This window comes from Halovenus aranensis, from assembly GCF_900100385.1.
Lineage (GTDB): Archaea > Halobacteriota > Halobacteria > Halobacteriales > Haloarculaceae > Halovenus > Halovenus aranensis.
Map to the genome: position 1 here is coordinate 111,655 of NZ_FNFC01000005.1, position 12,643 is coordinate 124,297.

At 60.6% G+C, this 12,643-nt stretch carries 9 protein-coding genes and 1 tRNA gene; 6 read left to right on the forward strand and 4 right to left on the reverse strand.

What is annotated here, in order from left to right:
• Positions 1-264: 264 nt before the first annotated feature.
• From ribB to BLR34_RS06645, 3 genes are all read right to left on the reverse strand, one after another.
• Entirely contained in the window at positions 265-939 is a 675-nt protein-coding gene (ribB, locus tag BLR34_RS06635) for a 3,4-dihydroxy-2-butanone-4-phosphate synthase (protein ID WP_092700972.1), read from the reverse strand.
• A complete protein-coding gene (locus BLR34_RS06640) occupies positions 923-1,621 on the reverse strand; it encodes a DUF120 domain-containing protein (protein ID WP_092700975.1) in 699 nt (232 codons plus the stop codon). Before BLR34_RS06640 ends, ribB begins: the two co-directional genes overlap by 17 nt.
• A 129-nt stretch (positions 1,622-1,750) precedes the next feature.
• Complete coding sequence (locus BLR34_RS06645) at positions 1,751-2,473, reverse strand: DUF502 domain-containing protein (RefSeq protein WP_092700978.1); 723 nt, start codon at positions 2,471-2,473, stop codon at positions 1,751-1,753.
• Positions 2,474-2,621: 148 nt separating this feature from the next.
• Here BLR34_RS06645 and BLR34_RS06650 point away from each other — a divergent pair, with 148 nt between their 5' ends.
• Entirely contained in the window at positions 2,622-2,996 is a 375-nt protein-coding gene (locus BLR34_RS06650; protein WP_092700981.1) for a hypothetical protein, read from the forward strand.
• Positions 2,997-3,001: 5 nt separating this feature from the next.
• Here the strand turns inward: BLR34_RS06650 and BLR34_RS06655 are convergent, their stop codons facing one another.
• Positions 3,002-4,258: an MFS transporter gene (locus tag BLR34_RS06655; protein WP_092700984.1), complete on the reverse strand. Its 1,257-nt coding sequence runs from the start codon at positions 4,256-4,258 to the stop codon at positions 3,002-3,004.
• Between the two features lie 125 nt (positions 4,259-4,383).
• Here BLR34_RS06655 and BLR34_RS06660 point away from each other — a divergent pair, with 125 nt between their 5' ends.
• From BLR34_RS06660 to BLR34_RS06680, 5 genes are all read left to right on the forward strand, one after another.
• On the forward strand, positions 4,384-5,244 hold the full coding sequence (locus BLR34_RS06660) for a winged helix-turn-helix domain-containing protein (RefSeq protein ID WP_092700987.1): 861 nt from the start codon (positions 4,384-4,386) through the stop codon (positions 5,242-5,244).
• A 43-nt stretch (positions 5,245-5,287) separates the two neighbouring features.
• Positions 5,288-5,824 (forward strand): cob(I)yrinic acid a,c-diamide adenosyltransferase, encoded by a 537-nt coding sequence (locus tag BLR34_RS06665; protein WP_092700990.1) that lies wholly within the window; start codon positions 5,288-5,290, stop codon positions 5,822-5,824.
• 53 nt (positions 5,825-5,877) lie between these two features.
• Positions 5,878-5,952 (forward strand) — tRNA-Val (locus tag BLR34_RS06670).
• Between the two features lie 369 nt (positions 5,953-6,321).
• On the forward strand, positions 6,322-10,158 hold the full coding sequence (locus tag BLR34_RS06675; protein ID WP_092700994.1) for a PAS domain S-box protein: 3,837 nt from the start codon (positions 6,322-6,324) through the stop codon (positions 10,156-10,158).
• 70 nt (positions 10,159-10,228) lie between these two features.
• Positions 10,229-12,592, forward strand: a complete 2,364-nt coding sequence (locus BLR34_RS06680; protein ID WP_092700997.1) for a methyl-accepting chemotaxis protein — start codon at positions 10,229-10,231, stop codon at positions 12,590-12,592.
• The last annotated feature ends 51 nt before the right edge of the window (positions 12,593-12,643 follow it).

Below are 12,643 nucleotides of genomic sequence, written 5' to 3' on the forward strand. Positions count from 1 at the left end.
ACCGGGTCCGGTGGTCCCGTCTGGATGGATAGGTATTCCCGAAATTAAACCTATCTGCCGCAGTATCAGATTTGACAACTGATGTGGCGTTTCCTACAGTTTATTTTATTATTCGACAGTCGTATATCCATATCATGAAACAGTATCACCCGGTGGTATCAGCCGACACGTGCGTGTCTTCATTACGCTCTGTGAAGTAATCATAGTACAGACACATCGAGGACGAGTCAGGGTATCCGCGTCACGCGGAGCGTGAGTATACGGTCACACGAACCGCTCGATAAGCTGTCGGCCCTCGACGAAGGGGATGCCGTGAGCCTCGGCGTAGGTCGCCGCGTCGGCGGGCGCGAGCGCCTCCCCGGTGTCGTCGTCGAGCATCTCACAGACGACGACCGCAGGCGAGCGTTCGGCGGCCTGGGCCAGCGCCAGCCCCAGTTCGGTGTGACCGCGCCTGTCGGCGAGGCGGTTCGGCGCACCCCGGAGGACGTTGACGTGACCAGGTGACCGGAACGTCGACTCGAAGTCGGTTTCCTCGGGTGCGGTCGCGGCGGCCGCAAGTTCCCGGATAGTCAGCGCACGGTCGTTGTCGGTGATGCCAGTGTCGGTGTCGCGGTGGTTCACCGGCAGCGAGAACGACGACCGCTCGTCGTAACTCAGGTCGTGGTCATCCGCAACGGGATGGTCGAGCACGTCCTGGAGGAAGGGGAGTCCGAATCTCTCTGCAACGTCGTGTCCGAGGGCTACACAGATGAGTCCGCCGGCGTCGTTGCGGAGGCGGGACACCGCAGACGGAGTTACGGCCGCAGCCGGGTAAATGAGGTCGGTCTCGCCCTCGCGGTCGGCGGCGTCGTGGACACAGACCGGGTCACCCCGCCGGAACGCGTCGATAGCACTTGTAACCGCACTCTGCTCGCTGCCTGCGTTACTGCTCTGTGACACGGATAGTCACCTCCGTTCCGTCCTCGACTGGGAGTACGTCGCGAAGTTTTTCCGGTGCGATGAGCTCGAGATGGTCGTCGCCGTGATGGGTGCGTTCGGGTGTGATGACGTGTGTCTCGGCGTAGGGGTCGTTCTCGACTGTCAGGGTCGCCGGGAAACAGTAGGCCGGGCCGTAGGTCCGGTCTTCGCTCTCCCAGCCGTCGATAACGACGGGGTCGAGCGTATCCAGCCGGGTCCGGGCACGGATACTCTCCTCCGTGAGGTCGACGTTCAACGTCCCGGGGAACGGCTCGTAGCCCAGTTTCTCGCGGAACTGGCGCATATATCCAGAGAGCGTGATGTAGTGGCGACCTTCGCCCATGCCACTGGTCACTGTCCCCGAGAGCGACAGTTCCTCGTCGGCCTCGAAGATACGACGGTAGGTCTCGTATTCGGTGCGGAGGCGACGCCGTCCATCGTCGCTAATCGTAATCCACTGTCCGTCGCTGACGACATCTCTGACGATAAATCCCTCCTCTTCGAGTCGCTGGAGGCGGCGCGAGGCGGTCTGTGTCGAGGCGTCCAGCCGCTCAGCGAGCGTCGCACACGAGAGTTTCCGTTCGCCATCGAGCGCGCCGACCAGCGCGAGGTGTTTCAGCGTCAGTACCTCGGCACTGTCGAGCGCCCGCCGTGTCTCTGCCATAGCTATTACTCAGGCGTTCTCGTGTATAAGCATAACGAACGCGTTATGCATCTCAAAAGTGTTAACGCAGCGACGGTCGTGTGAATTCGAACGTTAGTACCGTGGTATCATAACGGCGTCGCTCTTCGTTCAGTTCTGGCGTTCGGGACCGTCGCCGGTCTCGGATGATGCCCCGTCAGTCGCGCCGTGGCTGGAGGCGGGCGCGCCATCGCCGAGTTCGTCGACACTGACCTGACCAGGCTGGGTGCCTCCCTCGCCGAACATATCGGAGACAGCCGTCTCGGTCGAGTCGCCGAACCCTGCGCTCAGGAGCCGAGTCATCGCGTCTTCGACGGTGTCGTCGATTTCCTCGTAGTGGTTCGGTTCGACTTCGATGACGAAACCGGTGGTGATATTTGGCGCTGTCGGAAGAAAGAGAATCTCCCGACCGTCCGTAGACGTGTTACCCGTCTTGAATGCCGTCATTCGCATGCCGTCCCAGACCTCTACCTTGACAGGCGCTTGTAGCTCGCTCGTTCCGCTGAGTGCCGTCTCGACGGCCATCTTCGATGCGTTGTAGATGATTCGAAGCCCAGGCAGCGAGTTCATCAGGTCGTCGAGCGCGCGCTCGGCGACGGTACCGACCGCGGTTCGCATCAGATACCCGACAGAGAACACCAGCAAGACGAACAGGATGATAGTGAGCACCACCTGAAGCGGGTCCTGAGGCAGCCCGTAGGTCTCTGCAAGCTGTTCGACAGGGAGTGGAATCCGTGTCAGGTAGCCGTACAGCCACGCGAGAACGACGATAGTCACAACGATAGGGACGAGAATGATGAGTCCACTCGCAAAGTCGCGTTTCCACGAGGCCATTGCATAGGTTACATCACGGCCAAGTAATGAGTTCTTTTGTTTCCATATCGACACGGAGGGGCGACGGGAATACCGCGGTCACACAGTCCGAGCGGTTTGGTCAGCCGGCGGCTCGAATATAAGAGGCACGCCGCCTTATCGACACGTAATGGGAGAGCCGTCGTTTGCAATTCCGGTGCATCCGACCCGAACATACCCCTACAGCGGTGGTCTCAAATACGAGGGTGGGACACTGTTTCGCGTCTGTCCCGACGAGGACCACCCGACTGACGAACTGGCGTCGCTCGTCGAGACCGTCCTAGAGGCGGGGCCGTACCGGTACGGCGATTTCGTCTCGCTGCCGATGCCGCTGTATCTCGTCCGCGACGACGAGACGGGAGACGTGTTCCGCGTCTCGGTTCGGGACGGAGCGATTAGATTTCACGTCCTCCCGGAGACAGGCGCTCCCGGCCTGCAGGCGCTGTACGGCCGGCTCACCGAGCGCACAGAGTCAGACTGGTGTGTCGAGCGAGAGACCGAGTGACGCGCTCAGTCCTCGGCCGGTACCTGGTATGTCGTGTCCGCAGACGACTCGACTGGCGTCGTTATCACGAACAGCAGACCGGCGCTTGCGACGAACGTCACGCCGAGGGCCGCAACCGCGGTAATTGGTGTCGACACGTCAGCAACGACGCCGGCAAGTGGCTTCAGCGGCGCGCGAACGACCGCGTAGCTCATTGAGGCCGCGCTCAGGACGGTGGCTCGCTCGGTTTCGGCGGCTCTGTCGTTGAGATACTGGCCGACCAGCGGCTTCGCAAGTGCCTCGCCGCCTTTCATCACAAAAAACACCGGCAGCGCAGCCGCCGGCACCAGCGCCGGAAACACGAGCACTCCCGCGACAACAGTAGGGACAGACGCGAGCGCAACGTGTTCCCCAACCCAGTCGCCGACTGTGTCGGCGTGATAGCTGGCCGTGGCAGCGACGACTGCGAAGCCGGCATACACGAATCCGAGTGTTGCCTCCTCAGGCATCGCCGTCATCGAGGCGGGGCCGCCGACCGACAGCCCGGCGAATACGTCGACGACGATTGGCTGGATGTAGGAGTCGGCCGCGGCGACGACGCCAAAAAACAGCGCGACAAAGGAGACAAACGACCGGAGCGGTGGCCGGAGGAACTGCGTCCGGAGGATACGAAGAGACTGTCGCGGTCTCGTGGTCGACGCTGTTTTCCCGTCGAACTGCGAGTTTCGGGGCATCGACAACACGACGACGACACCGCAGGCGTTGAGTAGTGCCGATGCGACGAAGGGATAGACTGGATGTGCGACATAGAGGAAGCCACCGGCAATCATCGTCACCGCCGAGCCGAGTTGAGACACCGCTCCGCCACGCCCTTTGACGCGCGTGAATGCCTCCTCGTCGGCAGTCGTCCGAAGAGTCGCATACAGCCACGCGTCGTCGGTCCCGTGGTGAAGCGCCATCGACAGTGACCAGACGATGTACAGCGCCACGAACGCGCGGAACGTGTCCGCGACGACAAAGCCCGCAAGCGAGAGACTCATCGCCGCCATCCCTGTCGCGAGCGTGTTCCGTCGCCCGATGCGGTCGGCGATGTACCCTGTCGGCAACTCGAAGACAACGACGAGCACCGCCGAGACGGCACTCAGCGTCCCAATCTGTGTGTAGCTCAGGTCGTTCCAGAGCAAAAACAGCGTGAACACCGGCCAGATGAACCCGACCGAGTCGCTGAGGCGGTAGAGATAGTACTTGAGGATAGCCGAACTGTGAGTCGACTCCGTGCGCATGGTCGAGGTATCAATCAACAGTGTTGCCGCCACCAAATACGCTCGCTAATGCGCGTTTTAGCAACAGTCTCGACATACCGGCTGACAGACAGAACAGTAATCAGCGCGGCACCCCTTCCCGGCACATGGACAGCGGGGACGCAGGGTTGTCGCCTGCGGCGGCGTTTGCCCTGCTCGGACACGAGCATCGCGTCGACATCCTGCACGCGTTGCTTGGCGCAACCCAGGACGATGTGGCGACACCAGTCTCGTTTGCACGGCTATTCGACCGGACCAGTATCGGCGTTAGCTCGCAGTTTAGCTACCATCTCGACGAGCTGACTGGCCAGTTCGTCAGGGATACCGGCGACGGGTACGAACTTCGATATGCCGGGTGGAAAGTTGTGACAGCGATTCTCGCTGGAACGTACAACGAGCGTGCCGGGTTCGGACCTACATCTATCGACGGGATCTGCCCGCGCTGTGACGCCGATGGTCTCGTGGCGACTTACGAGTCGGAGTGGCTCACTATCTCCTGTCGGGCCTGTGAGACTCGTCAGGTCAACTATCCGATTCCGCCCGGCGTGGTCCAATCCCGGTCGATTCCCGAGGTGCTCGATGCGTTCGACCGCTACGTCAGGTCACATATGACGCGCGCTCTGGGCGGTGTCTGTCCCGCCTGTCTCGGCGTCATGGAAATCGAGACCCCACCGTCCGACAGCGACGGCTTGGTGGCAGGGGTTTGCAGACGCTGTGGGAACCAGCTATACCCACCGGTTGGGCTATTTCTGCGCGACCACGAGGCTGTCTCCTGGTTCCGCCACGAGTACGACAGCGACCGGCTTGGCGTGCCGTTCTGGGAACTCGACTGGTGTGTGACCGACGACACCGCGACTGTGACCGCGACCGACCCCTGGCGCTGTCGACTCAACCTGACAGCAGGGGAGGCGACACTCGTGTTATCACTTGGCGAGGGGCTGACTGTCCGCTCGGCCACCGTCGAGTGAGCGATGGCAGGGGATTAAGTTCGTCTCGGCCGGAGAGGGGAGTATGAAGATATACACCGGCCGCGGTGACGAGGGACAGACCGACCTCCGGACGATGGAGCGCGTCTCGAAGGCGAGCGAACGCATCGAAGCCTACGGGAGTGCCGACGAGGTGAACTCACTCGTGGGACTGGTTCGGCCGACGGGCTACGATGACCTCGACGAGGACCTCGGCGCAATTCAGAACCACCTTCACATCGTCCAGGCGGATTTCGCCAACCCCGACCCCGACGAGGACGACCCCGCCGTCACGGACGAGCACGTCGCGGAACTCGAATCGATGATAGACCGCTACGACGAGGAACTCGACCCACTGGAGAGTTTCATCCTCCCCGGCGGGTCAGACGGCGGCGCACACCTCCATCACGCCCGGTCTGTCTGTCGCCGTGCCGAGCGACGGGCTGTCGCGCTCGTCGGTGCCGACGACGGCGTCAATCAGAGTGCTGTCGTCTATCTTAACCGCCTCTCGGATGCGTTGTTTACGCTTGCTCGCGTCCTCAACCAGCGTGAGGGCGTGACCGAAGAGAGTCCGACATACTAGAGCGTGACCGGAAGATAATTCTTAAGTCCGGTCGTCGAGAAGCTACAGACGACGGGTTGGTGGTCTAGCCCGGTTATGACGGCTCCTTCACACGGAGCAGGCCGGCGGTTCGAATCCGCCCCAACCCATGAGCACTTTCGCGGAACGTAGTGGAGCGAAACGCGCAATGGGTTGGAAGGATTCGTCCCAGGAAAGGCGCGCGCAGCGCAGCGAGCACGTCTTTTCGAGGTTCAATTCCGCCCCAACCCACTCATTTTCCTGCCGTTCGTGGCGGAGATAGAGCAGGCTGGCGTCTTGCCGAGCGAAACGAGGCAAGGGCAGAGAGGCGCGTTAGCGCCTCTACCGCGTTCGAATGCACCCGACTTTTATCGCGGCCAATCGATGAGTGACAGCTGGGGATGTTGCTTCGAGTCCGCGACACGGGTGAACCACCAGAGAAATATGGAATGTGATATGTCGACAGAATATTTAATAACTGTCGAAATCAATATCGTTGAATGTCCACGGACCCCCTCCGGGGCGACGTAGTGGTATCCGTTTTCGAAGCCGGTGCAGAGTCGTTCGAGCCACAGACGACAGCAGCGATTGCCGAGACACTCGACGAGCCCAGAGAACGGGTGGCCGACGTTCTGGCGACACTCGCCGAGCGCGGAGAGGTAGAGAGCAAGTCGGTCGGTGAAACCCAAATATGGTGGTTAGCACAGCCCTCGGAGAGGCGAACGGCAACTGGAGACCTCCAGCCAGAGCAGCGGCGGCGGCTTGACCTCTTCGAGAATATCCAAGACGTTGCCAACGTAGGAGCCTGGGAGTACGACATCGAAGCCGACGAGGGCTGGGGAACCGACGAGGTGTTGCGGATTCACGGAGTAGACTCCGACGCGCACGTGTCACCAGCAGAGAGCATCGAGTTCTACCATCCGGACGACCGGCCGGTCATCAGAGAAGCATTCGAACGCGCAGTCGAAGACCGCGAACCATACGACCTGGAGTTGCGCCTCATCGGCGCCGACGGAATCCACCGCTGGGTCCGGACACGTGGGCAGCCACAGTTCGAAGACGGCGAGGCAGTCCGCGTTCACGGGACCATCCAAGATATCACGGACCGAAAAGACCGAGAGCAGGAGCGCCAGCGGAAGGAAGCATTTCTCAGTAATATACAGGAGATTGCACATATCGGCGGATGGGAGGTCAGTCTGGGCTCTGAAACACTGCAGTGGACCGAGGAACTCTATCATATTCACGGCGTTGGACCCGACTACGAACCGACAATCGAGGAAGCTATCGCGTTCTATCATCCAGACGACCGGGAGACGGTACGGGACTCGTGGGACCGATTGCTCTCGGACGGAGAGCAGTTCGACTTAGAGTTGCGTATCGTCAGAGCCGACGGGGAGGTCCGCTGGGTGCGGACGATGGGTGACACGTGGCTCGACGAGAGCGGTGAGATGGTTGGCGCTCGCGGCGTATTTCAAGATATTACCGACCGGAAGCAACGCGACCAGGAACTCGAAACAGAGCGGCGGTTCATCCAGCAGGCACTCGATGCACTCGATGATATCTTCTACGTGTTAGATACTGACGGGACGCTCAGACGGTGGAACGAGCAGGCCCACGAAGCGCTCGCGTATACGGAATCGGATTTCGCAGACGCAAACGCCGTCGATTTCTTTCCGGAGGACGAACACGAGACCGTTCTCGACGGCATAGAGACGGTACTCTTGGACGGTGACGCCACTATCGAGGCAGACCTGCTCACCGCTGACGGTGAGCGTCGCCCCTACGAATACAAGGGGACGCGCCTGACCGATAGGGACGGGAACACGACTGGAATCGTCGGTATCGGTCGTGATGTGACTGCGCGGCTAGAACGCGAACGCCGGTTTCGGGCGCTCGTCGAAGGGTCAAACGATATCATCTCTGTCGTCGACACCGAGGGAGTCTACCGGTACCAGAGCCCGTCCGTCGAACGTATCCTGGGATACGACCCAGAGGAGAGGGTCGGTCACGCGGTCGTCGAGTACATCCATCCAGACGACCGCGAAACAGTCAGCGACCGGTTCGAGAAGTGGCAGACGGACTCGTCTGTTGATGGGACAATCACGTACCGGATTCGACATGCCGACGGCTCGTGGCGCTGGATGGAGGCCCGCGGTAACCAGCAACTCGACAATCCGGCAGTCGAGGGGTACGTCATCAACAGCCGCGATGTCACCGAACGGAAACGGCGAGACCGGGAACTTCGACTGCGGAGTCGGGTGCTCGAAGAGGCACCAGTCGGCATCTCCATCACGGACCACTCACAGGCCGACAACCCTCTCGTCTATGTAAACCAGCAGTTTGTAGACCTGACCGGCTACTCACGGGAGGAGGCAACCGGTCGCAACTGTCGTTTCCTGCAAGGCGAGGCAACCGAGCCGGGTCCTGTGGCCGAGATACGGCAGGGTATCGACGACGACAGCGCAGTCTCGGTCGAACTCCGGAACTACCGGAACGACGGAACAGAATTCTGGAATCACCTCGACGTTGCGCCGGTCGAAGACGAGTCGGGAGTCGTCGGTAACTACGTCGGCTTCCAGCGAGACGTGACCGCGCGGAAAGAGCGAGAACGCGCGCTCGAAAAACGCGAGCGTATTCTGCGCGAACTCCACACGGCGACACGCGAGTTCTATCCACCGGCGTCGGAGACGGAAATCGCCGAGTTCCTAGTCGAGTTCGTCGAGACTGGCTTCGAGTTCGAGTACGTCAGCGTCAAGCAATTCGACGAGCAAGCGGGTGTCCTGCAGCCGACTGCACGGTCCTCTGCCGTCGACGGAAGGCGTGTGGTGGGTCCTGTCGAACCCGGCACCAACCCAATCTGGGAGGTGTACCGACACGGCACCTCCCGGCTGTTCGACGGCGACACGCTCACGGAGTTCGACAGTCTCGACACTCTCACTAACCAGATGCTGGTCGTCCCAATCGGTGATTTCGGTGTGTTAGTGACGTTTACGACGGGAGACAGCGAGTTCGACGACGTCGACACAGACCTCATCGAAGTCGTTGCGACGAACGCGGAATCGGCCTTCCAACGACTCCGGAGCGACAGCGTCCGGACCGAACTCGTAGACGAACTCTCGACCCAGCAGACCAGAGTCACCGAACTGCGAAGCGTCATCGCCGCGATTCAATCGATTCAGCGGCGTCTTGCCGGGAGCGAGAGCCGTGACGCCCTCGAAGCCGGCGTCTGTGAGGAACTGTGCGAGACGGACCCCGTCGATTTTGTCTGGGTCGGTCGACCGCTGAGTGACGACACGAACCTCAAACCTACCGCATGGGCGGGTGACGGGAGCGCCTATCTGGATTCGGTCGAGACCGGAACGGCGGACGAATTAGTCCCCGCACAGCGTGCAGCGGCCGGCCGGAGCGCCTACTGTCACAACAATATCTCGTCACTCGTCGTCGAGGAGTGCTGGGCGAAAGAAGCACTCTCTGCTGGGTTCCAGTCGGTAGTGAGCGTTCCGCTCGTCTACGACGACGTGCTCTATGGCGTTCTGACAGCTCACTCACAAGAGAACGATGCGTTCAATCAGATGTACGAGCATCTGTTCGCCGACGTCGCGTCTCTCCTCGTGAACTACAGCCGCCTCCTCGAACACCGATTTGACGCCTCACCACAGGAATTCACCGAACTCGAGTTCGAGTTATCCGACCCGACGTACCCGTTGCAGCGACTCGCCGGCAACACAGAGAGCAAGATTCGTTTCGACACTGTCGCGGAGAACATGACAGACGAAATCCGTGTCATCGGGACGGTACTCGACGGAAGCCCCGAACAGGTGTGTGCCGCCGTCTCGTCGGTGACCAGTATTCTCGACGCACAGCTGTTCGGTGACAACGACCAGATTTCCCTGACGATACAGAAGCCGTTTCTCGCTTCGGTCGTCGGAAAGCACAGAGGCAAGCTTATTCATGCAGTGTCAGACGAGTCGGAGACCCGATTTCAGGTCCACTTACCGAAAACCACGTCCAAACGTCCGTTACTCGACTCGTTATCGTCTCGGTACCGGGAGATAGAACCGGTCGCACACCGACAAATCGATACCTCCCGGCTTTCCGGAATGCAACAGGTCGCCTCCATTCTGACCGACCGGCAGTACGAGATTCTCAACGCCGCCTACCACGGAGGCTACTACGAGACGCCACGACAGGTCACGGGCGAGGACCTCGCCGAAAGTTTCGACATCTCGAGTCCCGCCATCTACAACCACCTGCAGTCTGCACACCGGAAATTACTCGAAACCGTCATGCGGACGGCCTCCGATATCAGTGATGAAAGGGAGGGGTTAGACAGTTAACCAAGGCAGTCCTGCCACTCTTTTTTGTTTATCGTTCTATTTGATTGATATTCCGAAGCAGTACTAGTGTATGCGGCTCGCACAGACACTCAACATCGACAGCCTGAATCTCCGGCCGAAGCTGATTGCATCGTTTCTGGTCGTCGCGTTGCTAGTCGCCGGGACGGGTGCGCTGGGTTACCAGAGCCTGAACACGCTGGATAAGGAAGCGCACGCAATCGCTCAAGAAGGAGAGAACGTCGACCACACGATGGAGATGGTCGTCGCAATCGAACAACAACAGGTCGCAGTGCAGGCCGCCCAGCTCGACCACCCAGGAGCGAGCGAAGACTACGCCGCCGCGGAGGACCACTTCGACGAACAGGCACGGGCGATGAGTCTCAGCGGCGACGAGCAGGCACAGTTCGAAACGCTCCGCGAGACTCACGAGGAGTACAACGACCTCGGGAGCGAGTACTTCGAGGCCAGTGAAGCGGGTGACAAGGAACTCACAGCACAGAAGCTAGCCGAGATGAATACCCTGCGAACCGAAATGGAAGAGCAGGCACACACGCTCGAAGAAATGATGCAAGACGAGATGGCGGCCCAGGTAGCGGCCGCCGATAGCGCGACCCAGACGACACAGATGGAGCTGGTGGCGCTCACCGTCGTTGCTTTCGTCGTTGCTATCGGCATCGGCGCTCTGTTGAACCGCCACATCACGCCACCGCTCGAACAGCTTTCTGCATCTGCCAGAGCGCTCAGTGAGGGTGACCTCGACACCGAGATGGACGACCACGAGATGGACGACGAAATCGGCCGCATGGTCGATTCGTTCACCGAGATGCAGCAGAACCTGCGGGGTGTCTTCGGCGACCTGCATACGGTCAGCAGAAACCTCGAAACCGGCACCCTGCAACAGGACATCGACACCGACTACCCCGGTCGATACGGCAAGATAATGCAGCGTCTCGACGACGGAACCGACCAGCTCACGGGCAGTTTCGACGAAATCGAAGGCGCGAGCCAGTCGTTACGAGAGGGTCGTCTCGACCGCACAATCGACACGGGCCGTCCCGGGCAGTACGGCGAGGTGCTTACCGATATGCAGCGAGGAACCGACAGACTGTCCGACAGCTTCGGACAGATATCGACGGCCAGCAACGACCTCAAACGCGGCCGCCTCAACCAAGATATCGAGACGGGGTATCCCGGCGAGTACGGCCGCGTACTCGACGACCTCTCCGAAGGCGTCAGCCAGCTGCGTGCAAGCGTCAGTAGCGTCCAGGCCATCGCCGACGACGTGGCGGCTTCGAGCCAGCAGGTATCCGCCAGTGCCGAGGAGATAGAAAACGCAAGCGAGGACGTTTCGGAGTCGATACAGGAGATATCGACCGGGACCGACACCCAAAGCGAGAACATAGAGACGGTCGCCGACGAGATGAACCAGCTGTCTGCGACCGTCGAGGAGATAGCCTCCTCTGCGGAGGAGGTCTCTGCAACAGCAACGACAGCGGTTGAGCGCGGTGAACAGGGCAGAGCTCACGCTGCTGAGGCGACGGACGAAATTGCGGCCATCGAATCACAGGCCGAAGCGGCATCCACGCAGGTACGGACGCTCGAACGAGAGATGGAGAAAGTGAGCGAGGTAGTAGATATGATTGCCGATATCGCCGAGCAGACAAACATGCTCGCGCTGAACGCCTCGATAGAGGCCGCCAGAGCCGGCGAGGCGGGTGACGGGTTCGGCGTCGTCGCCGAGGAAATCAAACAGCTCGCCGAGGAGACCAGTGATGCGACGATACAAATCGAGAACCGCATCGAGGAGATACAGGCGACGACCGGCGAAACAGTCGGTGACATCGAAGCGATGAGTGAACGCGTCCGGACAGGCACAGACACTGTCGAGGACGCAGTCGAGATGTTCGATGAAATTGCAGAGGCAATCCGGGAGGCCGAACGCGGTATCCAGGAGATAAGCGAGGCAACCGACGACCAGGCAGCGTCCGCCGAGGAAGTCGTTTCGATGGTCGACGAGGTGTCGAGCATAAGCCAGCAGACCGCAGCCGAAGCGACGAACGTGTCTGCGGCGTCCGAGGAACAGACCTCGTCCCTGTCAGCAGCGGCGACCAACATACAGCAGCTCTCACAGCTCGCCGAAGAACTCCACGACAGCGTAGCCGACTTCGAGGTCGAAGGCGACGGAACACGGCCGACGCCCGAACCGGCCGACGTAGACAACACCGCCGACCGAACAGACGTGAACGGGGCAGACAGCACTTCGGTGAACAGAGCAGACGCGAGCGAACGGACGGAACAGCAGACGAGCGAGACCGCCGATACTGGCTCGGACATAACCGTACTTGAGCCGGGCACAGACCTCTCAGTCACCGATACGAACGGCGCTTCCGAGCAGTCTGATGACGACGGCAGTCGGCATATGGAGGCCGAATAACGACGGCCGAACCAGTCGCCGGCACGTCAGACCAGAGACGCACGTTCACAC